This is a genomic window from Arthrobacter sp. efr-133-TYG-120, assembly GCF_030209785.1.
GTDB lineage: Bacteria > Actinomycetota > Actinomycetes > Actinomycetales > Micrococcaceae > Arthrobacter.
Map to the genome: position 1 here is coordinate 40520 of NZ_JARVRI010000006.1, position 26678 is coordinate 67197.

The window sequence follows — 26678 nt, forward strand, 5'->3', positions numbered from 1 at the left end:
TAGTCTGTTGCACGTAGTGGGTTGTGGTGGAGCGCGGTTCGCCGGCCTCGGGAACGTCCCGCAACGAAATCTGGCATACCCCTATGGCAGCGTGATGAAGCCGATTACTGCTGAAGCTGCGGTAGCCACCCCGAGAATCGCCGACGGTAGCGGCGTTTCGCCTCGCTTCAAGTGAAAGAGAGTCGCGCCGCACATCATCAAAGTGAGTCCGACCGCGGCGGCCGGGGCGAGAAACGCGGCCACGCCGGTGGCGAGCGGCAGGACAAGGCCTAAAGAACCGGCCACCTCAAGCAGGCCGAGGATCTTTACCCCGCTAGGCGGCGCATCGATTGTCCATCCCATACCGGCAGCGGCCAAAGCCTTTTGTGACCGGATGGCCTTCTGCAGACCTGCGGCCAGGAAGGCCAGCGCCAGTGCGGCGTTTAGGAGCCATAAGACGATCAGCATGTTCAGTCCTCCTATATGAAAAGGCAGGGGCCAACAGGTCGGTCAACAAGACCGGCAGTTCCCCGTTCCCCGATAGTTACTCTTTGTGTGTTAGTTATCATCAGTCATTATGGAAGGGCGTACAAAAGGCACAACAGAGTGCCTGAGGAAGGAAAAGTATCGTGATGTCCTCTGTTCCGACACCGCTGAGTGCGTACGAGGGTAGTTGCCTGGAAACCGACGAGGGCCGTGCCATCCGCGACATCCTTGACCGGGTTGGTGATAAGTGGTCATTGCTCATCATTGGGACGCTCAGTGCGGGGCGCCTCCGATTCGGCGAATTGCAAAGCCACATTCCCGGAATCTCGCAACGGATGCTCACCCTGACTCTCCGCCAACTTGAACGCGATGGGCTGCTGACCCGCACGGCCCACGCCGAGGTCCCTCCCCGTGTGGAGTACGAGTTGACGGAGACAGGACGCACTCTCATAGAACCCTCTACAGCCCTGGCAGCCTGGGCGATCACCAATCAGTCGTTGATTGCAGCGGCTCGTGAGGCCTTCGACCAAACAGCCGCGGCACGCGCCAAACGAAGGGCCGATGGAGGCCAGCGTTCTCATCCGGGATAGCTGCTCGTATCGGCGAACCATGGCGTACACGACATGGTTCGAATCGGATGTGCCGCACTGACAGCGCTTCCATTGCAAGGAGCACAGGTAGGCGCCGTGAGATCTGACGCAGTCGCCGTCGGAGGTTGGGCCCGGTTACTGACAGCTGTGAATACCTACTATTCGGCGGCAGATTCCCGGGCAGCTGCCATCAAGCGTAGGAAGGAAGCGTACCGACCATCAAGCACGGCTTGCCAGGCCGGTTCCGGGTAGTGCGTCCTCACGATCCTGACGGCTCTGGCTGCAGCATCGTCTATGTTGCCGTAGACGCCCACGCCTATGCCGGCCATGAGAGCGGCGCCGCGGGCGCCGGCCTCTTCGGCGTCGGTGACTTCGATCGGCAACTGCAGGGCATTCGCCATCAGCTGTGACCATGCGGGGTTCTTTGCACCGCCGCCGCACAGACGCACAGCCCCGGCGATCTGGAAGCGTTCCCTCAGCGCGTCCACGTGCCATCGGTGGTTGAACACAACGCCTTCGAGCACTGCCCTGAAGAGGTCAGCCCGGCCATGGCTGCCGCGTATTCGCGAGAATGTGCCCCCGGGGTCCCCGGCGCCTTGAGGCGCCCCATAGAGATAGGGCAGAAACAGCGGGGAATCCTCGAAGGAACCCGGATCCTCCAGTTGGGCTGAACTGACGGCAGCAGCATAGTCCGGCGTGCCTCCATCTCCCAAGACTTTCGTGGCCCACTCGAAATTCGATGCGCTGCTGGGAGACGTTGACATGTGAAGGTACTGGCCGGGTGTGATGAAAGTCCGGGCCTGCCAGCGGGGATCGCTGACCGGATGCTCCGCGACAATCTGGTTGATGCTGAAAGTTCCCATGATGATGCTCATCGCGCCGGGCGTTCCGGCACCGATGCCGAGCGCGGCAGCATCGACGTCGTGCGCCCCGGTGACGACTGGCGTCCCGGCGGCAAGACCGGTCCGGTCGGCGGCTGTTTCACTGACCGTCCCGGCCACGGACGAGCTGGAGACGATTGGCGGCAAAAGGTGTCGGAGGTTTTCAAGCCCGTAGAGCGCCAGTATCTCGTCCGACCAGTTCTGGGTGGCGGCATCCGTGAAGGAATGGCTGGCCTCTGTGGGATCGGTGGCGATTTCACCGGTGAGACGAAGCCGGAGCCAGTCTTTGCAATGAAGCAGCTTGTCGGCACGATCCAGAGTTTCCGGCTCGTTGTGTTGCAGCCAGGCCAGGAGTGCCGATGGACTGTAGGGCGCGGGTACCTGGCCTGTGATGGCAAGCGCTCTTTGGCCCGCGTCGCCTTCGCCGAGCCGTTTGGATTGCGCGAAAGCCCTGGAGTCGGTCGCCAGGATAGCCGGCCGTACGGGTTTCCCCCCGGCGTCGACGAGGTAGAGGCCGTCGCCGTGCCCGGACAGCCCCACCGCGAGGATCTGCGATGGATTGACGCCGGCGGAGTTCAGGCACCGACGGATAGCCGAGGCTGTCCGTTCCCAGGTGAGGTCCATGTCGCGTTCCTGCCAGCTGGGCCGGGGAGACGTGGTCAGGATCGAGGTGGAGGCTGACGCTGTTTCTTGGCCGTCCAGGGTAAAGAGGACGGCCTTGGTGAATGTCTGGCCCGCATCGATTCCGAGCAGGTAATCGGCCTGGCCTGTTAGGCCCATCCAAGGTCCTTTGCGTTGATTGCGCGGGCGATCTTGCCGGTTTGGGCGAATTCCGCAATTGCTTCGGAGACCAGGCGTGCGGACGTGCGGTTGGTGTCCTCTGTGTCTCCGCCATAGTGGGTGGTGATCGTCACATTGTCGAGGGTACGCCAGCGGCTGTCTTCCGGCAGCGGTTCCTCGTCGAAGACGTCCAGCGCCGCCCCTGAGATCGCGCCCTCCTTGAGGATGTTGAAAAGGGCGTCATAGTCGACGAGCCGGCTGCGGGATCCGTTGATGAAGTACGCGCCGGGCTTCATCAGGCGGAATTGGCGTTCGCCGATGAAACGTTCGGTTTCCGGGGTGAGGCGGGCCTGGACAAGGACGAAGTCGCTCTGCCGAAAAACGTCGTCCAGGGTATCGACGCGGCGCACTCCGGATTGGCGCAGGAGCTCATCACTGGCATAGGGGTCAAAAGTCAGAATGTCCGGCTTGAATCCGGAAAGGCGTTCGCTGGTGATGCGGCCGACATGTCCGAACCCGACCATTCCGACGGTGCGTCCGGCGATTTCGATGCGGGCTCCGGGAAAATCCTTGCGCCACCCACCGCTTTTGACGCTTGCGTCGGCCCGGGCTATGTTGCGGGCTTCCGCGAGCATGAGTCCGATGGCAAGCTCGGCGACGGCACCGGCGTTGCGGCCAAGGGCGGGAACGACGCCGATACCGCGCCGGGTGGCTTCGTCGACGTCGATGTTTTCCAGGCCGGTGCGGGCGACGGCGATGAGCTTCAGGTTCGGCGCCTTTCCGATGAGCTCGGCGGTGATGGGGGCGAAGTGCAGGCCGATGGCCTGGGCGTCGTGGACGGCGTCCAGGAGCGCTGCAGGTGCTTCGACGGCGTTCGCGCCTTTGAACTCCGTGATCTGCTGGAGGGCGTGCTGCTCAGCCTTGGTACCCTCCCAGTCAACGTAATCGACCGCGAGGTCGCTGCCGTTGAGGTATTCGGCGTAACTGTCGGTGGGGATGAACTTGTCGCCGATGATCAGGGCGCGGAAGGACTCACTCATGGCAGGATCAGTCTTTCTCTGGAAGGGTTGGCAAGATTTGGATTTTCCGGCCGGAGCCGGACTTGACCTGGTGGAAGGCCTCGGCGGTCCGGGAGAGCGGCAGGCGATGGCTGATGAGGATCTCTGCCGGCAGGACGCCGGTTGCGAAGAGCTCGGCGGCCCGGTCGAAGCTGTGCAGCACCGCCATCGACCCGGTGATGGTGATCTCTTCGTGGTAGATCCGGTGGGGGTCGATGGTCACGCGAACATCCTCGCTGGCCACGCCGAACTGCAGGAATGTTCCGCCCTTGGCGACCCGGCCCAGCCCGTCCTGGATGGCCCGGGCGTTGCCGGTCGCGTCGATGACGATGTCCCAGCCGGGGCGGGAAAAATCGTCAGCTGATGCCGCGGCGTTCGTGCAGCCAAGAATCACGGCGGTTGAGCGCCGGTCCTCGTTGATGTCGACGACATCGACGCTTGCGGCACCTGCCGCCTTGGCCAGCTGAAGCATCATCAGGCCCATGGTCCCGGCACCGTATATGAGGATGTGCGAGCCGAGCCGGGCCCGGAGCACGTCATAGCCGCGTACGGCGCACGACAGGGGCTCGATAAGTGCGGCGTCCTCCAGCCGGACGTGCTCGGGCAGGACGACACAGTTGGCTGCCGGGACTGCAGTGTATTCGGCCATCGCGCCCGGGGCGCTGATGCCGATCGCGGCCCACTGCTCACACAGGTTGCTGCGGCCGATCCGGCAGTACCGGCATTCATGGCAGGGCATGTTGGGATCAGCTGCGACGCGCGCGCCGATCCGGACGCCTTTGACGTCCTTGCCGGTCGCGACAACAGTCCCTGCGAATTCGTGGCCTGGGATCACGGGCAGGGACGGGGCAAAACCGCCTGCCATGATGTGAAGGTCCGTTCCGCAGATCCCCGCGGCCGCCACCTGCACCACGACTTCCCGCGGGCCAGGGGCCGGATCGGGGACCGTTTCCAGGTCGATCCGTCCGGGGGCGGAGATGACGGCCGCCCTCACTTGACGGCACCGAGTGAGAGGCCCTGGACAAGTTTGTCCTGGGCGGCGAACCCGGCCATCAGAACCGGGAGGGAAATGATCACCGCGGCGGCGCAGACCTTGGCCAGGAACAGGCCCTGGCTGGACACGAACCCGGTCAGGAACACGGGGGCGGTGCCGGCGACTACACCGGTGAGGACGCGGGCCATGAGCAGTTCGTTCCAGCTGAAAATGAAGCAGATCAGGGCGGTGGCGGCGATGCCGGGCGTCGCGACGGGCGCTATGATTTTCCGCAGCGTGAGCAAAAGGCCGGCGCCGTCAAGTTGGGCGGCTTCGAGCATTTCTACCGGGACTTCGGCGAGGAAGGAGCGCATCATCCAGACAGCGATCGGCAGGTTCATGGAGGTGTACATGAGGATCAGGAACCAGATGTTATCCAGGACCCCGGCCGTTTTTGCGAAGAGGAACAGGGGCAGGATGGCTGCGACGACGGGCATCATCTTGGTGGAGAGGAAGAAGAACAGCACGTCGGTCCATTTCTTGACCGGCTTGATCGAGAGCGCGTAGGCGGCCGGGATGGCCAGGGCCAGGACAAGGATCGTGGAAATGACCGACGCCATGGCCGAGTTGATCATGGGAGGCCACGGGCTCACGCCCGAACTCGCGCCGAAGAACTCCTGGTAGGCGTCGATGGTGAGGTTGGCGGCGACCGACGGCGGGTTGGTCGCGGCGTCGTTCTCGGAGTGGAAGGAGGTGAGCACCATCCACAGCACGGGCGAGGCGAACAGCAAGGCAAGGAGCCAGGCCGCGAGGCCGGCTGCGGTCTTGTTCCGGGTCGGGTCCATCCGGGACTTGCGCTTCCGGATGCCCGGGAAGGCGCTGGTCGGACGGGTGGTCTGGGCGGGGGCGGTCATCGCGCTGCCTCCTTTTTGAAGAGTGAGAACACGGTGCGCAGGGCGAAGGTCGCGACGACGATTGTGCCGATCACGACCACGACGCCGGTGGCGGAGGCCAGGCCATACTCGTTGGCGAAGTAGAAGGTCTGGTAGATGGCGTAGGGAAGGTTGGCAGTTCCCAGGCCGCCGGAGGTCAGGGTGAAGACGGCGTCGAAGTTCTGGACGATGTAGATAGCGCCGAGCAGACCGCCGAGTTCCAGGTACTGTCGCAGGTGCGGCAGGGTGATGTAGCGGAAGATCTGGAACGGCGTCGCACCATCCATCTGTGCCGCCTCGATCACGTCGGCGGGCTTGGACTGCAGTCCTGCCAGGAGAATCAGCATCATGAAGGGAGTCCATTGCCAGACCAGGGACATGATCACGGCAAGGAGGGGTGTCTGGGAGAGCAGGTCGGGCTGCGGCGGGGTGTTGCTGCCGAAGAGTGACCAGATCCAGGTGAGTGTGCCGTTGATCAGCCCGTAGGTGGGGTTGAGGAGGGCGTGCTTCCACACCAGTGCCGCAGCGACCGGCACGATAAGAAACGGGGCGATCAGCAGGGTCCGGGCCAGGCCGCGTCCGATGAACTTCTTGTCCAGAAGCAGGGCGAGGCCGAGGCCGATGGCGAGGCTGGCCAGGACCACCGACGCTGTCAGGATCACGGTGGTGATGATTGCCTGGCGGAGGTCGGGGTTGGTGAGGACCTGGACGTAGTTGCCGAAACCGGCGAATCCGGTCTGGTCCGGGCGCAGGCTGTTCCAATTCAGGAACGAGATCACCAGTGTGGCCACGAACGGGAGCTGGGTGACGACGATGAGGAAGACCAGCGCCGGTAACAGCGGGGCACGGCGCGCCCAGGCTACTGCCCGTTCCCGGGCCTTGGCGCCGTTTGTATTTCGGGGGGCCCGCTGTCCTGTTCTGGAGGCGAGCTTCGTTACGGAACTCATTTTTCTGCCTACTCCTGGGGTTTCGGTGCCCCGCCGGGGCGGGACACCGAAACTTCGCGGTTGGTTACTTGCTCTTGTACTTGTCGCCGACTTTTTGTGCCGCGTCCTGGCCCTTGGCAAGTGCATCGGCTACGGAGCCCTGTCCGGCGATGGCCGAACTGATGCCCTGGGAGACGGTGGTACCCAGATCGGCGAACTCGGGGATGCCCACGAACTGGACACCGATCGCCGGCCGCGGCTGCACGCCTGGGTTCTTCGGGTCGGTGTTTTGGATGGCCGTCTTTTCCGCTTCGAAGAACGGGGCAGCCTTCTGGAACTCGGCGTTCGCATACGTGGACGTCCGCTTTCCGGACGGAACCTTGGCCCAGCCCAACTTGGAGGCTACGAGTTCCTCATACTTCTGGGAGCTGGCCCAGGCAATGAACTTCCCGGCAGCGTCCTGCTTTTTCGAAGCGGCCTGCACACCCCAGGACCAGGTCCACAGCCACCCGGAGGATTTGGTTTCCTTCACCGGTGCCTGGACATAACCGATCTTGCCCTTCACGGGAGAAGATGCTGCTTCCAGTGATCCGCCGGCGGAGGACGCGTCGTACCACATGGCGGTTTTGCTTTGGGTCATGTTGTTCAGGCATTCGGTGAATCCGGCCTGGGCGGCGCCGGCTTCACCGTGGTTGCGCACCAGGTCGACGTAGAACTGGGTGGCCGCGGTGAATTCGGGGGCGTTGACCTTCGCGTTCCAGTCCTTGTCGAACCAGGTACCGCCGAAGGTGTTCACGACAGTGGTCAGCGGAGCGAAGAGCTGACCCCAGCCGGGCTGGCCGCGCAGGCAGATGCCCTTCATGCCCGGGGCCGCGCCGTCAACCTTGGCTGCTAGGTCCGCGACCTGATCCCAGGTGGGGTTCGCCGGCATGGTCAGGCCCTTGGCATCGAAGATGTCCTTGCGGTACATCAGGAGGGAGGATTCGCCGTAGAACGGTTCGCCGTAGAGCTTGCCGTCCTTGCCGGTGAGGGACGCGGTGTAGGCGGGAAGGATGTCCGCCTGGTTGAAATCCGGGTTCTTTGCCACGGTGTTATCGAGCGGCGCGAGCCAGCCGTTCGCCGAGTAGAACGGGATTTCGTAGTTGGACAGGGACGCAATGTCGTATTGCCCTGCCTGGCTGGAGAACTCCTGGCTGATCTTCGCCCGGACGTCGTTTTCCGGAAGCACGGTGAAGTTGACCTTGATTCCGGTGTCCTTGGTGAAGTTGTCCGCCGTGAGCTTCTGGAGGTCCTCCATTTGCGGGTTGTTCACCATCAGGACGTTGATGCTGCTTTGGTCGCCGGCGGCAGTGCCGCCTCCGGCCCCGGAACAGCCTGTCAGTGCCAGTGCCGCAGCGGCAATGACGGCTGTGGGTAGGGCGACCTTGCGAATACTTCTCTGTACTTTCACAGGATTCTCCTGGTAGTGATTCCGTTGGGATTCAGACAATGCAGTGGCAGGGCACGTGGCATTGCTGTGCTGCCGTTGGGGCAGATATGGAACGGACCGCCGGGGGCGGATCCGCAAAACTAGGCTTGGATAAGCTCCACACCTACACGCCGAAATGGTTGCAGCAGGCTGTCTGCCACACCCCGTTCGGTGACGAGCGCATCAAGGTCGTGCAGGTCGGCGAACTTAATGCTCGAGTCAACTCCGAGCTTTGTGTGGTCGGCGAGAACCACGGTCCTGCGGCTGGCAGCGATGGCTGCTGCCTTGACGGCCGCGACGGTCGAATCCGGGCAGGTCAGCCCGTGTTTGCCCGTTGCCCCGTTCGTGCCGAGGATGGCAAGGTCGAGAACAAAACGGGACAACATCCCCGTCGCCCAATGGTCCACAGCCCCCAAGGTGTTCCCCCGGACCCGTCCGCCGAGGATCAGGACCGTCAGCATGGGGTTGGCAGCAAGCTTGCAGGCCACCGGGAGCGAACTTGTGACCACGGTCATCGGGCGGGACGGGTTCAAGGCATCGGCGAAGGCCGCGGCCGTGGTCCCCTCATCGATGAAAATCGATTCGGCGTCATCAAGCAGTTCCAGGGCCGCCTGGGCCAGGCGGGCCTTCTCCCCCGGATGCGCCGCACCCCGCTCGACCAGCGAGTTCTCGAAGCCGAACTTCTCCACGGGGATGGCTCCCCCGTGGACGCGCCGGACCAGTCCGCGCTTCTCCAGATGATTCAGATCGCGCCGCACCGTCTCGACCGCTACGCCAAGCTGCGAGGCGACGTCCGGAACGTCGATCTTGCCTGCTTTGCGCGCATTTTCGAGCATCCAACGCTGGCGCTCTACTGGGTACATCATCGTTGCCCGTCTGTCCTCGTTTGTGACTGTTAGTGCATGTTTCTGTTCTTCGATAATCTCACCTTGTGACCCCCGCCACTACCGATTCGGCAAACGGGCAGTTCCTAGATGCATATCGGGCAAACCCGGGCAGTTGGTGTTTCCGGCGCGGGGTCCGCGCCCTGGCCAGGGCCAGCCACCGTGACCCGGAAATACCGGTTCAGGCCGATCAGCGATCTGCGGCGCTGGCTGCTCCTGCGAGGACCTGCAGCGCATGGGCTACGGTGTCGGCTACAGCCTCCCGGGAGGGCGCAAAGTACTTGCGGGGATCCACGGCCGAGGGGTTCGCGTTCAAGAAACCGCGGGTCGCCCCGGTGTAGGCGATGTTCAAGGCGGTACCGATGTTGATCTTCACCATGCCTTCCTGGGCAGCCAAAGCCATTTCGGAATCGGGCACCCCGGAGGAGCCGTGCAAGACCAGGGGAACATCCAGTGCATCCTTGAGCGCTTTGATCAGCTCATGGTCCAGCACCGCGGACTTGGAGGTCATCGCATGCGATGACCCGACCGCTACGGCCAGCGCCGCGACCCCCGTGGCTGCGGTGAACTGCTGGGCCTCCCGTGGATCCGTCCGAACCCCCGGGGCATGGGCACCATCCTTGCCGCCGATCTCCCCCAGTTCGGCCTCGATCCAGATCCCGTACCGCTGTCCCCACTGGACTGCGTCCCGGGTGCGGGCAACGTTCTCTTCGTAGGGGAACGCGGCACCGTCATACATTACGGAACTGGCTCCCAGCTCGGGCGCGAGCTTCATCAGCGTCGCGTCGGTGATGTGGTCCAGATGCAGTGAAATGTCCGCACTCGAGTGCCTGGCCACTGCGGTGCTGGCCGCCGCGATCGCGTAGGGCGATCCATGGTATTTCACGGCGTTTTCACTCAGTTGCATGATGACGGGCAGGTTCGCCCGCTCCGCGCCGATCGCGATGCCTTCGGCGTGTTCAAGGGTGATCACATTGAACGCCGCGACTGCCCTGCGCTCTCGGAGTACTTGGGCAACGAGTTCTCCTGTGGGGACCAACGGCATGGGGGACTCCTAAATCGAGTGGTTTCTGGGTTTGCGCTTTCACAACATGTTGACACAAAAACAAGAAAGCGCAAGTATATGCAGGTAAGCACAGATTAGTTCGACGCCATCTCAGCGCAACTCAGAACCAACCCCCTCGAAGTGGAGCAACTGTGATTATCACGGTCACCCCCAGTCCCGCCATTGACTGGACCATCAACGTCGATTCCTTTGAATTCGCGGCCGTCAACCGCGTTGCCTCCAAGTCAAGAGAGGCCAGCGGTAAGGGCATCAACGTCTCGGTCGCCCTTCACCGCAACGGCGTGCCGACCGTGGCAGTGCTCCCGGTCGGCGGGGAAACCGGGCGGTTCATGGTCGAGGACCTTCGGGCCCAAGGGGTGACGATCATTCCGGTTGAGTCTCCCTGTGAAGTGCGGACCAACATCACGCTGATCGTGCCCGGGCAAACAGGCACGAAGATCAACGAGCCGGGCGAACCTCTGGAACCTGCCGTGATGGAGTCACTGCGAAGCGCCTGTGAAGACGCTCTGCTGGCCGCCGATGCAGCCAGTCAGGGGGGTCCCGTCATGCTTGCCATTTGCGGCAGCCTCCCCCCTGGGACGCCGGACTGGTTTCACCCAGACCTTATCGAGGTCGGGCGGCAGGCAGGGGCCTTGGTGATCGTGGACGCATCAGGTGAAGTACTGCGGCGGGCCATTCCTGAGAAGCCCGACCTCATTAAGCCGAATGTGCACGAACTGGCCGAGGAAACCGGGCGCCGGATCGACACCCTCGGCGACGTGGCCGACGCCGCCCAGGAACTGCGCCGCCGTGGCGCGGGGGCGGTCCTGGCAAGCCTCGGAGGCGACGGGATGATGCTCATCGACGCCGATGGCGCCATTCACGGAAAAGCGGCCGGTATCACTGTGGTGAACACCGTCGGCGCCGGCGACGCCGCACTGGCCGGCTACCTCGCAGGCCTCGACCAGCGCCTGGACCGGGCCGCATGTCTTGCCAGCGCTCTGACCTACGCCTCGTCCGCCGTCGGCTACGGGACAACCCTCTTCGACGTCGACCCCCTCATTGCCGAGCGTGTCACCGTCACGGACACCTTCGACCCCGGATACATCCTGTCCGAACCGGCCGCCCCCGCGGCCCGGGCCAGCACATCCCCGGCACCAAAGTAAGGAAACACAACAAATGCCAACATCTCCATCGTCGCTGCGACAGGGTGCCCCACAGGAATCGCGCACACGTTCATGGCCCAGGAAGCGCTCGAGCTGGCCGCCGAAAAGCTGGGCGTGCACATCAAAGTGGAAACCCACGGCCAGATCGGCATCGAAAACGCACTGAGCGCCGACGAGATCGCCAACGCCGATGGTGTGATCATCGCGGCCGACGGGCAAAGCTTCCGACCTTGGCATGACCAACGATTCTGCGGCCGTTGCCGAGGGACTGCGGATGCGCGAATCCCCAAGGCACCACAGGTCTCATGGACGGGATCGCCATTTCCCACGCCAAATCGTCGGCAATCACCGACCCTGCACTGGTGATCGTCAGGCTTAACACCGCGGTCGACTGGGACAGTCTCGACTCCAAACCGATCCAACTGGCCATCGCCCTGCTTATCCCCGAAGGTGAGGCCGGCACCACGCACCTGAAACTCCTCTCCCGGGTTGCCAAGACGCTGATGAAGTCCGACGTCCGCGCGGGCCTCCTGGAAGCCGAGTCGGCAGAAGCCATAGTGGCTCTCTTCGGCGAGGATGTACTCGCTGACGTGTAGCCCTCGACCATCAGGACGGGGGGCTGTTCCCGCCACTTCCGGGATTCTCTGACTGTGGGCGCCACGAAACGCCAGCGCTCAGTTCAGGGTTGAACGATTTAAAGGCCTGTCTCAGACGCATTCGATCCGAAGGCCCGCGGATTCCAAAGCAGTCTTGTCCGCCGAGTTCAGTCCGGTATCAGTGATCAACAGGTCGATATCGGCAATCGTTGCGTGCTGTGCCGTGCTGACGACCCCCACCTTGCTGTGATCAGCCAGAAGAATCCGGCGCCGCGCCGCCGTGAGCATCGCCCTCTTCACCAGCGCCTCCGACGGGTCAGGCGTCGTCATGCCACGCTCGGCAGTGATGCCGTTCGTGCCGAGAAAAGCCAGGTCAACGTTGACCTCGCTCAAAGAACGCAGCGCCCAGTCGTCGACGTCCGCCAGGGTCCGGCTACGCAGCCTTCCCCCGATCAGATAAACCGTCACCAAAGGGCGCGATACGAGCGCCAGCGCGATGGGAAGCGTGTTGGTATACACCGACAACTCCCGGTCCCCCGGAAATATCTCGGCCAGTTTCTCGGTCGTGGAACCGGCGTCGATAAGAACCGAACCATGATCCGGCAGATGATCCAAGGCCGCCCGGACAATCCGGCCCTTCTCGGCAGAATATTCGGTGCGCGTCGACACAGCCGGCTCGAACGATGCTGTATCCACCGGGATGGCACCACCGTGGATTCTCTTTAGCTGGCCGTGCCTCTCCAGCTGGATCAGGTCCATCCGGATGGTCTCCCTCGTCACCCCGAGCTCACCGGCCAGCTGCGTTGAATCGACCCTGTGCTCGGTGCGGAGTTTCAGCAGAATCTGCTGGTGGCGCTCATCGGCATAAGCGGCCCGCCCTGGGTCCTCTTGGATAGTCATGCGGATGTTCCGTCCTCTCAGGCGTTCAACGGCAAGTCCATCCTGCCATCTGCCCGCGAAACAGGCTCGGGCGCAGGCGCTCACGGGGACGCCCATTCCGGCAATTTGCGCTTACCTGTAATTGCCTGCACAAGCTTGGCTTAATTTTACCGCGCCCCTAGGATTGAAAGGCGACAGCGACTCACGCCCCGGGCCGGGTCCTCGGCACGGGCGACCTCGTCCGTAGTGACAACTGCTACTTCGCGGCGACAGGCATTACAGACGATGATCTGCTCAGAGGCGTGCGGTATGAGAAATCGACGATCACGACCAAGTCGATCGTGATGCGCTCCCGCTCGGGTACGATCCGCATGATCGATGGCGGACACCATCTCGATAAGTGGACCAGCACGGTCCGAAATAGCAAGGAGCCCGGCTGTCAGGTCGGGCTCCTTGCATTTCTGGTGCGGGCAACCTGCTACGGAGAGCCTACTTCACCACTTTGACCCCCGTCTGTTCCAGGGTCAGGGCCACCGCCGCGATGATCATGTCACCGTAGAAGATCTCTTCCAAGGACGGATCTTCCCCATCACAGTAAGCCGACGCGAAGCGCGGAATTGCCAAAAGGCATGTGGCGACGCCGGTTCGTCACCGATTTTAGCCCCGCACATGATGCTGCAGGCTGCGGAGGTCGAGTTCTATTTCGCGACCGTTCACATGAACGACCATCTTTGCGTCTTCAACGCCCGCGGCGGAAAGATAATCCATCAGGGTCGATAGAAGCATGTCCTCCCGTCGCTCCGTCTTCGAGACCACGCTCTGATCTATCCCGAGCCTCTGTGCCAGGTCGTCCTGTGTCAGCTCGGCCGCTTTGCGGATTGTGGCCAGGTTCAGTGCGTAGATGCGGTCCTCGCGCGCGGACGCTTCCCGGATTTCAGCCACACGCTCAGTCATGCCCGGCTTTGCCAAGATATGGTCGAGCCGGTCGTTGCCCTTCCTAAATGTCTTCCTGACCATTTTCTTCAACCTCCCCTTCTCTGATCCATTGATCGATTATTTGGTCCGCCCTGGTTCCCACGCTGTCGTAGAAGACGTCACCCATGTTGGCCTTATCGCCCGAAAACAGGGCGACCACTGCAGTGTTTTCATCCGGAGGAAACCAGCAAATGAGTCGGACGGCAATGCCTTGGTGGTAAGGGTGGGAGACCCGCCACACTTCATATTTCTTGGCCTGTCGAACGGTCTTGAGAGTCGGGGTCTCGGCCGTAGGTGGTGCCGTCAACCGTCGTAGGTAGTCCATCTCCGCGACCACATATTCGAATACCGCCCTGGCCCTCTCATCACCGTGATCGGCCTCATCTTCCAGCCGGTCCAGCTGCTCGTCAAAGCTTTCCGGCCAGAAAAGTTCCATACCTAATTATGACTTCCAAGACATATGCATCGCAAGTCATCATGGCCGGCCGCACACTGCCTACCTTCGAGCCCGCCTTCGACCGGGCATGCCACTGACCCTTCAATGGCACACCTCTGGCACCCAAGGCGTGACCGTGAGCGCCCGCTCACGGCGGGTCATGTCGCCGACGGGCTCGGTGTTGATGAACCGACGTGAACGGGAAGACCTGTGAATGTGGTCAATACTTCGAACATCCTCGCACCTCGCAGCGGTTTTGCTCTACACGCTGCGGCAACGGGCAGCGAGACCGTCGACGGCGGACACGGAGACGGCCATGACCATGTCCATCGCCAGGCTCTCCGCGCAGTCGGGTCTGAGGTACCTGTTCAAGACCACGATGATGGATGATGTGTCGCCGACTCCCCCGGAGGCCACAAGCTACTACATGAAGGCCGGGACACCGCAGGGGCGCTGGCTCGGTAGCGGCCTGGGCGGAATCAACCGAACTAGCGGCGACCCAGTCACCGAAACGGATGCCAAAGCCGTCTTCGATGAAACCGTCCATCCGGACACCGGCGCTCCCCTGGGCCGCCCGCACGGCCAACCCACGATCGTGGGAAACAGCCAGGGACAAGCCGGCACGCGCCGGGCCGTCGCCGGATTCGATCTGACGTTCAGCGTCCCCAAGTCCGTGTCCGTGCTCTGGGCACTCAGCCCCCGGGCCCTCCAGGACCAGATCCTTCAAACCCACCACGACGCCGTCAACGCCACACTGGACTGGCTCGAAGAGAATGTCATCCACACCCGGGCGGGACGCAACGGCGTCGCGCACATCGGCACCCGCGGAACCATCGCCGCCGCCTTTGATCATTGGGAGTCGCGCGCCGGGGACCCGCAGCTGCACACGCACCTGGTCATCGCCAACCGTGTCCAACGGACCACCGACGGCGCCTGGGTCACCCTCGACTCCAGGACCCTCTACAAAGCAGCGGTCGCCGCCAGCGAACACTACAACGGACTGCTCTTCGATGCCCTACACCGGGCTCTCGGGACCGATACCGGCATCCGGGAACCGGCAACCACCGCGCATAACCCAAGCCCGCAGCTCACTGGAATCGACGAGACTCTGATCCGCGAATTCTCCCACCGCTCCCGCCTCATCGATCAGGAAACCGACCGCCTGGTAGCCGCATGGACCGCGGCCCACGGCACTCCCCCAACGGCTATAACCACCATCAAGCTCCGCCAACAAGCAACCCTCTCCACACGGACCCCCAAACCCGAGACCGTCACGCCGCTGCACGAACTCTCCGCACAATGGCAGGCACGGGCCCTCGCCAAAGGTTTCGAACCCCACCTCGTGCTGGCCAACACCGTCCGACGCTCGCATGCCGCCCCTTTCCGAGGCTGCGACTTCACCGCCGACTGGATCGACGAAGTCGGATCACTGACCCGGGAACGTGTCGCGGCCAAACGCGCCACCTGGAACCGGTGGAACCTGCTCGCCGAGGCCGAACGGGTCTGCGCCGCGATCCGGTGCCACGCCCCGGAGGACCGCAACGCCCTGATCGACGCCGTCGCCACCGCCGCCGAAACCCAATCGGTCCCCCTCAACGACTACCGGTACAGCGTCCCCGCGGACGCGCAGCCCGATCTGCGCCTCGGCAGGCGGAACGTCTTCGACTTCCACGGCTCCCGCCTCTACACCGACGCCACCACCCTCGCGTGCGAGGAGACCGTCATGGAGGCAAGGAACGACGACGGCGGCCCGGCTATCCGCGCAAACCTCGCCATGGAGGTACTCGCAGGCTACCAGCACCACGGCAGATTCGGGCTGCACAGTGACCAGCGGGCCGCCGCCGCCGACGTGCTGCTGAGCGGGAACCGGCTCGACGCTGTCGTTGGGCCGGCCGGCACGGGCAAGACCACCTCGGCGCGGTCAAGGCAGCTTGGGAAGCAGAATTCGGGCCCGGCAGCGTCGTCGGACTCGCACCCGCGGCGGCGAGCGCCGAGGTCCTGGGACGGGAGCTGTCCATGGCTACGGAGAATGTCGCGAAATGGCTGTACGAGTCCGCCGGTGAGGGGGCCAGTCGCCGGGCCGAGCGGTTCTTCGATGCAGAGCGGCGGCTCACCAATCCTGTGGCTAAGTCAAGCCCGCAGACCGCTCTGCTCGCACAGAAAGCCGCTTGGCTCACCGCCGAGCAGGACCGGTGGCGGTTCCATCCGAACCAGCTGGTCGTCGTCGATGAAGCCTCCATGGTGTCCACCCTTCAGCTCTCGGCGCTGGTGCACCAGGCCCGGGCTGCCGGAGCCAAGGTCCTGTTGGTGGGCGATCCCGGGCAGCTGGATGCCATCGACGCCGGCGGTGTCCTCGGCTGGCTCGACCGCCAAGGCAAAACCGCCCGGCTGAGCACCATCTGGCGCTTCGAGAACGCCTGGGAACGGGATGCCTCCCTGAAGCTCCGTGCCGGGGACTTCGCGGCTATCACCGATTACGAGCAGCATCAGCGGATCCGGCACGGCACGTACCTGGACATGGTCGACCAGGCCTATCTGCAGTGGCAGGCCGACATCCATGCGGGAAGGTCGTCCATCCTCATCGCCGCGGACAACGACACCGTCAGCATGCTCAACGAACGCGCCCAGGCAGACCATGTGATCCAAGGACTCGTTGACGCCGAACAGACCGTCCTTCTGGGCGACGGGCTGCGTGCCGGCCGGGGCGACACAGTGATCGCACGCCGCAACGACCGCACCATTGCGGACAGCAACCGTGACTTCCTCCGCAACGGAACCCTGCTCGATGTCGTCCGTGCAGGCGGGCGCGACGGGTCCATCACCGCTGTCCGCAGGGACACCGGCGCCACCGTCACCCTGCACCGCGACTATGTCGAGTCGTCCGTGGAACTGGGATACGCGACCACGGCCCACCGCTCCCAAGGAATCACGGTCGACACCGGCCACACCGTCGTCACCCAAGGCCGGCTCACCCGCGAGCTGCTCTACGTCAGCATGACCCGCGGCCGCGGCGGCAACCACGCTTACGTCAGCGAAAACGACCCCACCGACCACGAACCGCTGGAACCCTCCTTGCAACCGCAATGGCAGGAGATCCTCGCCGAAGTGCTCGCTGCCGAAGGCGCCGAACGGACCGCCCACGAAGTCCGCGACGCCGAACAGTCCAGCGCCGACAGCCTGGAACGGCTCAGCGCCGAATACGACTACCTCGCCCAGATCGCAGCCGCCGAAGACCTGACAAGGTTCATCAAGGCGCGCACTCCCGACATTGATGAGGTGCTGCAACAATCGCCGTCCTGGGGCGCAACCGTCGCAGCCTGGCGCCGGGCAACCGCGATCAGCCGGCCCGGAGCTCAGCGGACTGTCACCGCCGCTTTGGAAACAAGCGGCGACGCAAAGGACACCACAGCCGTTCTGCACGCCCGGCTCGTCAATTTCTCATCCCGCATGCCGGCCGGCGACCGTGCCGTCATCCCCGAACCACTTCATACCAACCGGCCCGACCTCGCCGACATGATCAACCAAGTAGCCCGAAGGATCAGGCGGCGGGCCAAGCACGTCGCGTCGGTCGCTTTGACGCAGGACACCGAATGGAAACGAAACCTCCTTGACTTGCTCCCACCCAACACGGCCGCCGAAGACACAGCCCGCCTGATCGCCAGGGTTGCCATCTACAGGGACCGCTGGGGTATCGACGACTCACCCCTCCCTCTGGGACCTGCGCCGGCAGACCATGATTGGGAACAGTCATCGCAGTACGAACACCTCAAGCGCGTTACTGACCGGGCTTCGTCCCAACCCAACCGGCAACAACAACTGGGCCAATGGCTGGAAGATTCGATCTCCCTACAGGTCAGCCCCAGTACTTTCGGTTGGCAGCTCTGACAGGAAAATCATTCTGCTCCTCCGTACGGTCATGCCGCCTGCACCTTTGTCTCCCATGAAGTAGGAACAGAGCCTGGCCGTATGTCAGGTGACCAAGACCGCGGAGACTCCAATGACGACGACGCCAAATCGCAACCAGCCCGTCGAGGCTGACCAACAGTGGCTAACCCCGAAAGAGATCTGCGCACAGCTTCAGATCCCCGAACAGACCTTCTACCAGTGGCGAGCCAAGCACGTCGGGCCACATGCATACCGCATCGGCAGGCACCTGCGCATCCGCCATAGCGACTTCGTTGCCTGGCTGGCGCTGCACGCAGAGCCGTAACCGGCCCAAACCCTGAGCGGGATACATGAGCAGGTACCCACTGCCGCTCGGAACATGGGGTCTCATCCGCACTGACCGGGCAACAGCACGAAGCTGGCGCGCACGGGCCAGGTACCGGGACCTCGACGGGCAAACGCGCAAAATCGAAGCCCGAGGGCAGTCGGCCGCAGCGGCACGGCGAAATCTCCAAATCAAACTGCAAAAAAGGCAGACCCAAGGCAACGCCCTCATCGGCGCAACAGACCAGATCCGCGAGCTCTCAGAGGTCTACCTGGCAGAGCTGCAACGCTCGGACAAGGCCTCGCGGACCAAAGACAAGTACGCGTTCAGCGTCAAGAAGTACATTCTGCCCGGAATCGGATCGGTCCGCATTGGAGAGACCACGCCGGGCGTCGTGGATCATTTCATCCGAAATGTTGTCGACGCGGCCGGCCCGGCAACGGCACGCACGTGCGGGGCCGTGTTGTCGTCAATGTTCAAAATTGCGCTCCGCCACGACGCTGCGAGCATCAATCCGGTCCTGGGAATCTCCATCCCGAGAAGTCGGACGGCAAAGCCTCAGGCCCTGGATCGCGAACAATTCCTGGATCTGAGGACCAAGCTCATTGCTTGGGAGCAGGGATCGGTGCTTGGCCGCACGAGGTCCCAGGAACTCCACCAAATCGTCGACGTCCTCATCACCACAGGCCTACGGCCTGGCGAACTATTCGCACTGTCCTGGGCTGATGTCGACCTCGAGGCAGACCCGCCGACCGTCCATGTCCACGCCACAGTCATCCGTACTTCCACCGGGGGTGTCACCATTCAGGACCACCCAAAATCCGAGCACGGATTCCGCTACGTGACCGTGCCGCCAAATCTCGCTGCGTCGCTTCGAAGGCGACAGTTCAGGCAACGCAGCAACGCCGCTGGGAATCCCTTGGACTTGGTCTTTCCGTCATCGACAGGAACGGTGTGCGATCCGAACAATGTCGGCAAGACCTGGCGCAAAGCGGCAGATGACATCGGATACTCGTGGGTGACGTTCAAAACGTTCCGCAAGGCCAACGCGACCCTCATTGCACGGACCATGGGCGCCGAAACGGCCGCGTACCAGGCAGGGCACTCCAAGGTGTCCATGACCCGAAAGCACTACGTCGAGGAATACAAGGAAGCGATCGACACCCGGGCCGTGCTCGGCGCCTTCGACGCAGCCAACGGGGGACCAGGAGCGCCTGGGAAGACCGGTCTCGAAATCTGATTCAGGTGAGTTAAAGGTGAGTCCGGAGCGAAAAAGTTCAAATGGCTCTGACCAGAATCAACATACCTGCAGCTCAAACCCCAACTAAGAGCCCCCTGTCGGATTCGAACCGACGACCCCCGCTTTACAAGAGCGGTGCTCTGGCCAACTGAGCTAAGGAGGCGCGCCCCGGCAAGCCGGAGCTGATTGCCCCGGCAAGCCGGAGCTGGTTGCCCCGGCAGGCCGGGACTGGTACCCCGGCGAACCGGAGCTGGTGCGCGCGAGCGCTAGATAAGGTTAGCCCACGACCTCCCGCCCACGGAAATTCCAGCGGACGGGAGGCCTAGGCCAAGGGAACTACTTCTTTGCTGCGATAGCCGCATTCAGGACGGTCATGAAGTCCGACTTGTTGTCCCACTGCTGGCCGTCGATGAAGACCGTGGGCGTGCCGGATATCCCGATGTTCTTGGCCTCCTGCGTGACCACCTTGACGAACGGACGGTACGTCTTGTTGTCGATGCAGGAGTCGATGTTGGCCGATCCCGCTTGGGTGGCCAACTTCTTGAGGTCGTTGTCGGAAATGCCTGCGCTGCCCTCGGCGGGCTGCTGTGCGTACAGCAGATCCACGAGTGCCGAGTACTTGTCCGGCGACGTGTTCGCCACGCACGCTGCGGCGTTGGCGGCGCGGGAGGAGTAGTTCGTGCTGGAGCTGGCGTCCAGGAAGCCGAACGGACGGTACTCCAGGGTGATCTTGCCGTCGTCCCGCAACTGGGTCAGCTGCTGGCTGTACGTGCTCTCGAAGTTCTTGCAGATGGGGCAGATGAAGTCGATGTACGCCACAACCTTGACGGGCTTGCCGGCTTCAGCCTCGGCGCCGGGAGCGGTCACCGTGGCGGGCGGGGTGGCCGGGGCTGATGGCAGGGACGCCAGGCTGACGGTACCGGCGGCCACCTTCGCCACATCGGTGCCCTTCAGCAGCGTCACGCCGCCGTGCGCGTTGGCGTTGGCCGGCGTCGGTCCCTGATCGGCGATCGGGGCGTTGTTCACAATGTTCTGGGTGAACACGAGGGCAATGACCGCGAGGATCGCCACAACGGCAACCACAATGCCCCATCCGATGAGCAACTTATTGCGCTTGTCCTTCTTCAGCTGAGCTTCGCGGATCTCGCGGGCCTTTTCGCGGGCCTGGGCGGTGCGCTCTGCCTTGGACAGGCGTGGTTCGTTTGCGGGGCTCATCAGTTCCTCGTGATTTATCGACGGCGTTGGTTTTTAGCTAGGGCAACGGTGCCAGTTTACGGGAGAAGACCGGCAGCTTTGCTGGGGTCCTCGACTCCAGTCTGAGGAACGAGCAAGTGTCCTCGATGATTCCCGCCGGTAGGGTGGGAGATGAGTCACAGGCAACCCCAGGGGGCAGCAATGCAACAAACGGCAAGCGAAAAAACCGACAGCGCACCCGAAGGCAATCAGGCTCCAAGGGCCCGGAAACACGATTTCATGGTGGTCTCCAACCGCCTTCCGGTAGACCGTTACACCAGCGATGACGCGGAAAACGGCGAGGAAGGCTGGCGCCGCTCTCCGGGCGGCCTGGTGACTGCCCTCGCGCCGATGATGACCAAGACCGACGGCGCGTGGGTGGGCTGGCACGGCGCGCCGGACGAAGCGTTGGAACCGTTCAGTCACGGCGGCATGGACCTGATTCCCGTGGAACTCAGCACGCGCGATGTTGAGCTCTATTACGAAGGGTTCTCCAACGCCACTCTCTGGCCGCTTTACCACGACGTCATTGCCCCGCCCGAGTTCCACCGAACCTGGTGGGACAGCTACCGCCGGGTCAACCAGCGCTTCGCCGACGCCGTCGTCCAGCACGCAGACCACGGAGCCACCGTGTGGGTGCAGGATTACCAACTCCAGCTCGTGCCGAGCATGCTCCGCGGGGCGCGCCCGGACCTGCGCATCGGCTTCTTCAACCACATCCCGTTCCCGCCGCCGGAGATCTTCGCCCAGTTGCCGTGGCGCCAGGCCATCATCGAAGGGCTGCTCGGCGCCGACCTGGTGGGTTTCCAGCGCCCCAGCGACGCGGCAAACTTCATGCGCTCGGCACGCCGCTTCATTGGCGCAAGCGTCAAGCAGCAGCAAGTCCACGTCAAGGGAGCGGATGGGCAGATCACCCATATTGCCCGCGCACAGGCCTTCCCGATCTCCATCGCCGTGGATCAAATCAGCGAGCTCGCGGAGCGCCCGGACATCATCGAACGTTCCCGGCAGATCCGCCAGGACCTCGGTAACCCCAAAACCATCCTCCTGGGCGTGGACCGCCTCGACTACACCAAGGGCATCCCCCACCGCCTGAAGGCCTTTGAGGAACTCCTCAAAGAGGGACGGCTCACGGTGGAAGACGCCACCCTGATCCAGGTTGCGAGCCCCAGCCGCGAGCGCGTGCGGCAGTACAGGCTCCTGCGGGAAGAGATTGAAGGCACCGTAGGCCACATCAACGGCAGCTTCGACACCATGCAGAACACCGCCGTCCGCTACCTCCACCACAGCTACCCGGTCGAGGAAATGGTCGCGCTGTACCTCGCGGCCGACGTCATGCTGGTGACGGCATTGCGTGACGGCATGAACCTCGTGGCCAAGGAATATGTCACAGCCCGGACCAACAACACGGGCGCCTTGGTCCTCAGTGAATTCACCGGCGCCGCCGATCAACTCAAGCAAGCCCTCCTCATGAATCCGCACGACATCGACGGACTAAAGAACACCATCATGAGGGCCGTGAACCTGCCCCCGAATGAATCACGCCGCCGGATGAAGTCCATGCGCAAGCAAATCCTCGACCACGACGTCGATCATTGGTCGGCGGAATTCCTCTCGGCCCTGGCAGAAACCGTGGTGCGCGATGACTCCTGAGACAGCAGCCACTCCCCCGCTGAGCCTGACGCCCGAACTGCTCGACGCCGTCCGCAGGATCGCGCGAACCGACCACCTTTTGGTGGCGATGGACTTTGACGGCACCATCTCCCCGATCGTGGACCACGCCGACGCCGCGCGGCCGCTCCAGCGCTCAGCCACTGCTTTCGCTGAACTTGCCAAACTCCCGAGGACGACGACGGCGCTCATCTCCGGGCGGGCACTGGCCAGCCTGCGGGCGGTCGCCTCCCCTCCCGAGGCAACGCTGCTGATCGGCAGCCATGGCGCGGAGGCCTGGATGGGCCCCGGTTCGACGGAACTCCAACTGGACGACGCCCAACGGGAGCTCCTTGCCGAAGTCCGCGAGGTCTTGGCCGGAATCTCGCAGGAAGCTCCGGGGACAGTCCTCGAAGACAAGCCTGCCGGCGTCGTACTCCATACGCGCCGAGCTGACGATGACGTAGCGGAGGACGCCGTCGCCGCTGCGCGCGCAGTCCTTGACGGTCGCCCGGGAGTCTTCCTCAAGAACGGCAAACGTGTCCTCGAGACCTCGGTGGTGCATTCCTCCAAGGGCGAGGCGGTCGAGTTCCTGCGCCATGCAACCTCTGCTACCGGGATCCTTTTCGCGGGCGACGATGTGACGGACGAGGACGCGATCGCCAGACTCGGCGCCGGGGATGTCGGGGTGAAAGTCGGGCTGGATTTCACCCAGGCCGAGTTCCGCGTCGAGGCCCCTGTCCACGTCGCCGAGCTCCTGGAGGCGGTCCTTCGCGAACGTCGCCGCGAGGTCTCGGGAGACGCATCTCACATGTGACGTTCGTAACATTTAGGCGAATAACCCGGGCTGCTGCCATACTCTTGGTTGTGATGTGGCGCACAACTACCGTGCGGCGTCACTCAGTCTCCCTTGCCCGGGCCCAGCCCAGGGCGGGGAGTCCAACTGAATAAACATGAACCATTCACAACGGATCGTCCGGCACGTACCTGCCGGTGAAGGGATTGATAACTGTGGCAACAGTTACTTTTGATAACGCTACGCGTCTGTACCCGGGCACAGATAAGCCCGCCGTCGATAAGCTCAACATCGACATCGCCGATGGCGAATTCCTGGTCCTCGTTGGACCCTCCGGTTGCGGTAAGTCCACCTCCCTGCGCATGCTCGCAGGCCTCGAGGATGTGAACTCCGGCCGCATTCTGATCGGCGACCGCGACGTCACGGACGTCCCGCCGAAAGACCGCGACATCGCAATGGTCTTCCAGAACTACGCTCTGTACCCGCACATGACCGTTGCGGACAACATGGGCTTCGCACTCAAGATCGCCGGCGTTTCCAAGGAAGAGCGTGCCGAGCGTGTCCGCGAAGCAGCCAAGCTTCTTGACCTTGAGCAGTACCTGGACCGCAAGCCGAAGGCCCTCTCCGGTGGCCAGCGTCAGCGTGTTGCCATGGGCCGCGCAATCGTCCGTAACCCGCAGGTCTTCCTCATGGATGAGCCGCTTTCCAACTTGGACGCCAAGCTCCGCGTGCAGACCCGCACGCAGATCGCATCCCTGACCCGCCGACTCGGCGTCACCACCGTCTACGTGACCCACGACCAGGTCGAGGCCATGACCATGGGTGACCGCGTTGCCGTCCTCAAGGACGGACTGCTGCAGCAGGTGGACACCCCGCGCAACCTGTACGACCGCCCGAAGAACGTCTTCGTTGCCGGATTCATCGGTTCCCCCGCAATGAACCTGCTGGAACTGCCGGTCGTCGACGGCGGCGTCCAGTTCGGTGGCACGGTTTACCCGGTACCGCACGATGTCCTCGAAGAGGCACACGGCAAGACCGTCACGCTCGGTTCCCGTCCGGAAGACCTCGAGACCGTTGGCGCCGGCGAGGGCCTCGAAGTTGAGGTCGACGTCGTCGAAGAGCTCGGCGCCGATGCCTACGTCTACGGCCACACCACGCTTGACGGCAAGAGCCACGACATCGTGGCCCGCGTCGACGGCCGCCGTCCCCCGATGAAGGGCGAGTCCATCTTCGTCCGCCCGCAGTCGGGCCACGTGCACTTGTTCGACACCAAGTCGGGCCTGCGCCTGGGCGACTGACACCCACACCGCATTACCGACGGCGGCCCTTCCGAGTGGACGGGCCGCCGTCGTCGTTAACAACAGCCTCCATACGGAAGAATTGACCCATGACCGAGCAAAGCGGTGCCAAGTGGCATGACGAACCCACCGACTACGCGCAGATCGGCAAACTCCCGCGCACCGAGGCTGCGAGCGCCAATGACGCGGCACCGCCGGCAAGTGTCATCGGATCCCTCAACATCACCGCAGCGGCGGCGGATCCCGAGCTCCTGGACCTCCCCTGGCACATCGCACTCGAAGACTGGCCCGCGGCGAACCTGGCCGCCCTGCCCCGCGGCATCTCCCGGCACATCGTGCGTTTTGCGCACCTGGCTGGCTCCGTCATCGCCATCAAGGAAACGTCCGAGCACGTTGCCCGGCACGAATACCACATGCTCCGCAAGCTGGCACGGATGGATGTGCCTTGCGTCGAGCCGGTCGCGGTCATCACCGGCCGCACCACCGTTGACGGCAAGCCACTGAACCCGGTGCTGGTCACCCGGCACCTCAAGTTCTCCATGCCGTACCGTGCGCTCTTCTCACAGATGCTGCGCCGGGACACCCTGACACGGCTTATCGACGCCCAAGCGCTGCTGCTGGTGCGCCTGCACCTGATCGGCTTTTATTGGGGCGACGTTTCCCTGTCCAACACCTTGTTCCGACGCGACGCCGGGGCGTTCGCCGCGTACTTGGTGGACGCCGAGACCGGCGAGCTGTACCCGGATCTGTCGGTGGGCCAGCGCGAGTACGATCTGGAGATTGCCCGTGTCAACATCGCCGGGGAACTCATGGACTTGCTCGAAGGCGGGCTGATCGAGGAGAAGGTGGACCCGGTAGCGACGTCGGAGCTCATCATGGACTCGTACCGGCGGCTATGGGCCGAACTCACCGAAAAGGAATCGTTCGAGCTCGGCGAACGCTGGCGCGTGGGCGCGCGCATCCGCCGCCTCAACGAACTCGGCTTCGACGTCGAGGAATACGCCATCAAGACCACCGCGGACGGATCCACCATCCAGCTTCAGCCCAAGGTGGTCGACGCCGGCCACCACCAACGGCGGCTGCTCCGCCTCACCGGCCTGGACGCCCAGGAGAACCAGGCCCGGCGGTTGCTCAATGACATGGATTCATTCCGGGCGGACAACAACCCGGACATGGATGAAGAAATCAGTGCCCACACCTGGGTCAGCCAGATCTTCGAGCCGATCGTCCGTTCCATCCCGCGCGACCTCGCAGGCAAGCTTGAGCCGGCAGAAGTGGTCCACGAAGTCCTCGAACACCGCTGGTACATGAGCCAGAAGCAGGACAGCCACATCCCCTTGGCGGAAGCCGTGCAGTCTTATCTGGACACCATCCTGCGCCACCGGCGTGACGAGGCTGCCATCATGCTCAATCCGGACACGGCGATGCTCAAGATCCTGGAAGCCGAAACCGAGGAATCCCGGTACAACGAGGACGAATACCCGGATTCCGACGACTAACGCAGGGGTTTAGGGCTCCAGCGTCTCCGCGAGTCCCTTGAGCACGGGTTCACGCCCGAGCTCGATATGGGAGTACGCCAGGGTGTAGGCGAGCTCGGCCTTGCCGCCGAGGATGGCGTTGCACAGTTCCATGTGCTCATCGCGCTGGAGTTCGTTGCTGCGGTTGTGGGCGAGCCCGAAGATCCAGCGCATGCGGCCGAACAACGGCTTGACCGACTCGATGAGCAGCCGGTTGCCGGACAGCCGCACGATTTCGGCGTGGAACGCCGCACTGAGGCGCACGACGTCGTCGGTCCGGTCGTCGTCGATCGCTTGCCTCGTGTCGTCGAGGAGTTCCTGCAAACGGCCTCCCGGTTCGCCCGCGGCGACCCGGATGGCCGCCATGCGGGCGGCGAACGTTTCCAGGCACAACCGCACGTCGAAGAGTTCATTGACGTCGGTGAGCGTCAATTGCCGCACCACGGCGCCCCGGCGGGGGAAGGTTTCCACGAAGCCATCCTGCTCGAGGCGTTGGATGGCCTCCCGCACGGGGATTCGTGAAACGTTGTAGAGCTCGGAGAGCTCCCGTTCACGCAGCCGCGCGCCCTGTTCGTATCTCCCCGCCACGATTCCCTCAAGGACCAGCTGGTAGACCTGTTCGGCCCGGGCTTCGTCGTCGCGGCCAGTCAGCGTTTCGGGCATCGGCGTCGGCCACCCTT

Annotated in this window: 25 protein-coding genes, 1 tRNA gene and 2 pseudogenes; 12 read left to right on the plus strand and 16 right to left on the minus strand. The window is 63.5% G+C overall.

Annotated features, from left to right (window positions below):
• Window positions 1-81: 81 nt before the first annotated feature.
• Window positions 82-447: a DoxX family protein gene (locus QRN51_RS04830; RefSeq protein WP_284988857.1), complete on the minus strand. Its 366-nt coding sequence runs from the start codon at window positions 445-447 to the stop codon at window positions 82-84.
• 164 nt (window positions 448-611) lie between these two features.
• Here QRN51_RS04830 and QRN51_RS04835 point away from each other — a divergent pair, with 164 nt between their 5' ends.
• On the plus strand, window positions 612-1055 hold the full coding sequence (locus QRN51_RS04835; protein ID WP_284988885.1) for a winged helix-turn-helix transcriptional regulator: 444 nt from the start codon (window positions 612-614) through the stop codon (window positions 1053-1055).
• Between the two features lie 158 nt (window positions 1056-1213).
• On the opposite strand, the gene QRN51_RS04840 is transcribed toward QRN51_RS04835, so the two are convergent.
• From QRN51_RS04840 to QRN51_RS04875, 8 genes are all read right to left on the minus strand, one after another.
• Complete coding sequence (locus QRN51_RS04840; protein WP_284988858.1) at window positions 1214-2716, minus strand: FGGY-family carbohydrate kinase; 1503 nt, start codon at window positions 2714-2716, stop codon at window positions 1214-1216.
• Window positions 2707-3756 carry a 2-hydroxyacid dehydrogenase gene (locus QRN51_RS04845; RefSeq protein ID WP_284988859.1) on the minus strand — a complete coding sequence of 350 codons (1050 nt, stop codon included), beginning with the start codon at window positions 3754-3756 and terminating at the stop codon, window positions 2707-2709. Before QRN51_RS04845 ends, QRN51_RS04840 begins: the two co-directional genes overlap by 10 nt.
• Window positions 3757-3763: 7 nt before the next feature.
• Entirely contained in the window at window positions 3764-4768 is a 1005-nt protein-coding gene (locus tag QRN51_RS04850; RefSeq protein ID WP_284988860.1) for a zinc-dependent alcohol dehydrogenase family protein, read from the minus strand.
• Window positions 4765-5661 carry a carbohydrate ABC transporter permease gene (locus tag QRN51_RS04855; RefSeq protein ID WP_284988861.1) on the minus strand — a complete coding sequence of 299 codons (897 nt, stop codon included), beginning with the start codon at window positions 5659-5661 and terminating at the stop codon, window positions 4765-4767. The genes QRN51_RS04850 and QRN51_RS04855 overlap by 4 nt, the downstream gene beginning before the upstream one ends.
• On the minus strand, window positions 5658-6626 hold the full coding sequence (locus tag QRN51_RS04860; RefSeq protein WP_284988862.1) for a carbohydrate ABC transporter permease: 969 nt from the start codon (window positions 6624-6626) through the stop codon (window positions 5658-5660). The genes QRN51_RS04855 and QRN51_RS04860 overlap by 4 nt, the downstream gene beginning before the upstream one ends.
• Window positions 6627-6690: 64 nt before the next feature.
• A complete protein-coding gene (locus QRN51_RS04865; RefSeq protein WP_459342780.1) occupies window positions 6691-8055 on the minus strand; it encodes an ABC transporter substrate-binding protein in 1365 nt (454 codons plus the stop codon).
• 119 nt (window positions 8056-8174) lie between these two features.
• Entirely contained in the window at window positions 8175-8939 is a 765-nt protein-coding gene (locus QRN51_RS04870) for a DeoR/GlpR family DNA-binding transcription regulator (protein WP_284988863.1), read from the minus strand.
• Window positions 8940-9147: 208 nt separating this feature from the next.
• Window positions 9148-10002, minus strand: a complete 855-nt coding sequence (locus tag QRN51_RS04875; protein ID WP_284988864.1) for a class II fructose-bisphosphate aldolase — start codon at window positions 10000-10002, stop codon at window positions 9148-9150.
• Between the two features lie 152 nt (window positions 10003-10154).
• Between QRN51_RS04875 and QRN51_RS04880 the strand changes: the two genes are divergently transcribed.
• From QRN51_RS04880 to QRN51_RS04890, 3 genes are read left to right on the plus strand one after another with little or no spacing between them, the layout of a single operon-like run.
• Window positions 10155-11168 carry a 1-phosphofructokinase family hexose kinase gene (locus tag QRN51_RS04880; RefSeq protein ID WP_284988865.1) on the plus strand — a complete coding sequence of 338 codons (1014 nt, stop codon included), beginning with the start codon at window positions 10155-10157 and terminating at the stop codon, window positions 11166-11168.
• Between the two features lie 27 nt (window positions 11169-11195).
• Complete coding sequence (locus tag QRN51_RS04885) at window positions 11196-11534, plus strand: PTS fructose transporter subunit IIB (RefSeq protein ID WP_284988887.1); 339 nt, start codon at window positions 11196-11198, stop codon at window positions 11532-11534.
• Window positions 11474-11764 carry a PTS sugar transporter subunit IIA gene (locus QRN51_RS04890; protein WP_284988866.1) on the plus strand — a complete coding sequence of 97 codons (291 nt, stop codon included), beginning with the start codon at window positions 11474-11476 and terminating at the stop codon, window positions 11762-11764. The genes QRN51_RS04885 and QRN51_RS04890 overlap by 61 nt, the downstream gene beginning before the upstream one ends.
• Before the next feature lie 111 nt (window positions 11765-11875).
• Here QRN51_RS04890 and QRN51_RS04895 read toward each other — a convergent pair whose 3' ends face one another.
• Window positions 11876-12760 carry a DeoR/GlpR family DNA-binding transcription regulator gene (locus tag QRN51_RS04895; protein WP_284988867.1) on the minus strand — a complete coding sequence of 295 codons (885 nt, stop codon included), beginning with the start codon at window positions 12758-12760 and terminating at the stop codon, window positions 11876-11878.
• 80 nt (window positions 12761-12840) lie between these two features.
• Between QRN51_RS04895 and QRN51_RS04900 the strand changes: the two are divergent.
• A pseudogene (locus QRN51_RS04900) lies at window positions 12841-13068 on the plus strand (fructose-bisphosphatase class II); the annotation flags it as partial.
• Between the two features lie 64 nt (window positions 13069-13132).
• Here the strand turns inward: QRN51_RS04900 and QRN51_RS04905 are convergent.
• Genes QRN51_RS04905 through QRN51_RS04915 form a run of 3 tightly spaced genes read right to left on the minus strand, consistent with a single transcriptional unit; the run spans window position 13133 to window position 14054 of the window.
• Complete coding sequence (locus QRN51_RS04905; protein WP_284988868.1) at window positions 13133-13267, minus strand: hypothetical protein; 135 nt, start codon at window positions 13265-13267, stop codon at window positions 13133-13135.
• Between the two features lie 33 nt (window positions 13268-13300).
• Window positions 13301-13660, minus strand: a complete 360-nt coding sequence (locus tag QRN51_RS04910; RefSeq protein ID WP_284988869.1) for a helix-turn-helix domain-containing protein — start codon at window positions 13658-13660, stop codon at window positions 13301-13303.
• On the minus strand, window positions 13641-14054 hold the full coding sequence (locus QRN51_RS04915) for a hypothetical protein (RefSeq protein WP_284988870.1): 414 nt from the start codon (window positions 14052-14054) through the stop codon (window positions 13641-13643). The genes QRN51_RS04910 and QRN51_RS04915 overlap by 20 nt, the downstream gene beginning before the upstream one ends.
• Before the next feature lie 322 nt (window positions 14055-14376).
• Here QRN51_RS04915 and mobF point away from each other — a divergent pair.
• The 3 genes and pseudogenes from mobF (at window position 14377) to QRN51_RS04930 (ending at window position 19504) form a co-directional block, all read left to right on the plus strand.
• Window positions 14377-17939 (plus strand): annotated as a pseudogene (gene mobF, locus QRN51_RS04920) (MobF family relaxase).
• Between the two features lie 112 nt (window positions 17940-18051).
• Window positions 18052-18264, plus strand: coding sequence for a helix-turn-helix domain-containing protein (locus QRN51_RS04925; protein WP_284988871.1), 213 nt, complete (start codon window positions 18052-18054; stop codon window positions 18262-18264).
• A gap of 25 nt (window positions 18265-18289) precedes the next feature.
• Window positions 18290-19504, plus strand: a complete 1215-nt coding sequence (locus QRN51_RS04930; RefSeq protein WP_284988872.1) for a site-specific integrase — start codon at window positions 18290-18292, stop codon at window positions 19502-19504.
• Window positions 19505-19593: 89 nt separating this feature from the next.
• On the opposite strand, the gene QRN51_RS04935 is transcribed toward QRN51_RS04930, so the two are convergent.
• Window positions 19594-19667: transfer RNA gene (locus QRN51_RS04935), tRNA-Thr, on the minus strand.
• Window positions 19668-19840: 173 nt separating this feature from the next.
• The gene (locus QRN51_RS04940; protein WP_284988873.1) at window positions 19841-20719 is read right to left on the minus strand and encodes a DsbA family protein; all 879 of its coding nucleotides are present in this window, start codon (window positions 20717-20719) and stop codon (window positions 19841-19843) included.
• Between the two features lie 180 nt (window positions 20720-20899).
• Here QRN51_RS04940 and QRN51_RS04945 point away from each other — a divergent pair, with 180 nt between their 5' ends.
• The 4 genes from QRN51_RS04945 (at window position 20900) to QRN51_RS04960 (ending at window position 25980) form a co-directional block, all read left to right on the plus strand.
• The gene (locus tag QRN51_RS04945) at window positions 20900-22390 is read left to right on the plus strand and encodes an alpha,alpha-trehalose-phosphate synthase (UDP-forming) (RefSeq protein ID WP_284988874.1); all 1491 of its coding nucleotides are present in this window, start codon (window positions 20900-20902) and stop codon (window positions 22388-22390) included.
• Window positions 22380-23204 (plus strand): trehalose-phosphatase, encoded by an 825-nt coding sequence (gene otsB, locus QRN51_RS04950; protein ID WP_284988875.1) that lies wholly within the window; start codon window positions 22380-22382, stop codon window positions 23202-23204. Before QRN51_RS04945 ends, otsB begins: the two co-directional genes overlap by 11 nt.
• Before the next feature lie 194 nt (window positions 23205-23398).
• Window positions 23399-24481 carry an ABC transporter ATP-binding protein gene (locus QRN51_RS04955; RefSeq protein ID WP_059388327.1) on the plus strand — a complete coding sequence of 361 codons (1083 nt, stop codon included), beginning with the start codon at window positions 23399-23401 and terminating at the stop codon, window positions 24479-24481.
• 89 nt (window positions 24482-24570) lie between these two features.
• Window positions 24571-25980, plus strand: a complete 1410-nt coding sequence (locus tag QRN51_RS04960) for a DUF4032 domain-containing protein (RefSeq protein WP_284988876.1) — start codon at window positions 24571-24573, stop codon at window positions 25978-25980.
• A gap of 9 nt (window positions 25981-25989) precedes the next feature.
• Here the strand turns inward: QRN51_RS04960 and QRN51_RS04965 are convergent, their stop codons facing one another.
• On the minus strand, window positions 25990-26661 hold the full coding sequence (locus tag QRN51_RS04965; RefSeq protein WP_284988877.1) for a GntR family transcriptional regulator: 672 nt from the start codon (window positions 26659-26661) through the stop codon (window positions 25990-25992).
• Window positions 26662-26678: the final 17 nt, after the last annotated feature.

Bases quoted from the DNA above. Each gene is read 5' to 3' on its own strand.
- QRN51_RS04940 (WP_284988873.1), bottom strand. From the start codon at position 20,719: ATGAGCCCCGCAAACGAACCACGCCTGTCCAAGGCAGAGCGCACCGCC.
- QRN51_RS04890 (WP_284988866.1), top strand. From the start codon at position 11,474: ATGGACGGGATCGCCATTTCCCACGCCAAATCGTCGGCAATCACCGAC.
- otsB (WP_284988875.1), top strand. From the start codon at position 22,380: ATGACTCCTGAGACAGCAGCCACTCCCCCGCTGAGCCTGACGCCCGAA.
- QRN51_RS04845 (WP_284988859.1), bottom strand. From the start codon at position 3,756: ATGAGTGAGTCCTTCCGCGCCCTGATCATCGGCGACAAGTTCATCCCC.
- QRN51_RS04895 (WP_284988867.1), bottom strand. From the start codon at position 12,760: ATGGGCGTCCCCGTGAGCGCCTGCGCCCGAGCCTGTTTCGCGGGCAGA.
- QRN51_RS04925 (WP_284988871.1), top strand. From the start codon at position 18,052: ATGACGACGACGCCAAATCGCAACCAGCCCGTCGAGGCTGACCAACAG.
- QRN51_RS04840 (WP_284988858.1), bottom strand. From the start codon at position 2,716: ATGGGCCTAACAGGCCAGGCCGATTACCTGCTCGGAATCGATGCGGGC.
- QRN51_RS04915 (WP_284988870.1), bottom strand. From the start codon at position 14,054: ATGGAACTTTTCTGGCCGGAAAGCTTTGACGAGCAGCTGGACCGGCTG.
- QRN51_RS04860 (WP_284988862.1), bottom strand. From the start codon at position 6,626: ATGAGTTCCGTAACGAAGCTCGCCTCCAGAACAGGACAGCGGGCCCCC.
- QRN51_RS04960 (WP_284988876.1), top strand. From the start codon at position 24,571: ATGACCGAGCAAAGCGGTGCCAAGTGGCATGACGAACCCACCGACTAC.
- QRN51_RS04830 (WP_284988857.1), bottom strand. From the start codon at position 447: ATGCTGATCGTCTTATGGCTCCTAAACGCCGCACTGGCGCTGGCCTTC.
- QRN51_RS04875 (WP_284988864.1), bottom strand. From the start codon at position 10,002: ATGCCGTTGGTCCCCACAGGAGAACTCGTTGCCCAAGTACTCCGAGAG.
- QRN51_RS04910 (WP_284988869.1), bottom strand. From the start codon at position 13,660: ATGGTCAGGAAGACATTTAGGAAGGGCAACGACCGGCTCGACCATATC.
- QRN51_RS04945 (WP_284988874.1), top strand. From the start codon at position 20,900: ATGCAACAAACGGCAAGCGAAAAAACCGACAGCGCACCCGAAGGCAAT.
- QRN51_RS04870 (WP_284988863.1), bottom strand. From the start codon at position 8,939: ATGATGTACCCAGTAGAGCGCCAGCGTTGGATGCTCGAAAATGCGCGC.
- QRN51_RS04965 (WP_284988877.1), bottom strand. From the start codon at position 26,661: ATGCCCGAAACGCTGACTGGCCGCGACGACGAAGCCCGGGCCGAACAG.
- QRN51_RS04835 (WP_284988885.1), top strand. From the start codon at position 612: ATGTCCTCTGTTCCGACACCGCTGAGTGCGTACGAGGGTAGTTGCCTG.
- QRN51_RS04930 (WP_284988872.1), top strand. From the start codon at position 18,290: ATGAGCAGGTACCCACTGCCGCTCGGAACATGGGGTCTCATCCGCACT.
- QRN51_RS04855 (WP_284988861.1), bottom strand. From the start codon at position 5,661: ATGACCGCCCCCGCCCAGACCACCCGTCCGACCAGCGCCTTCCCGGGC.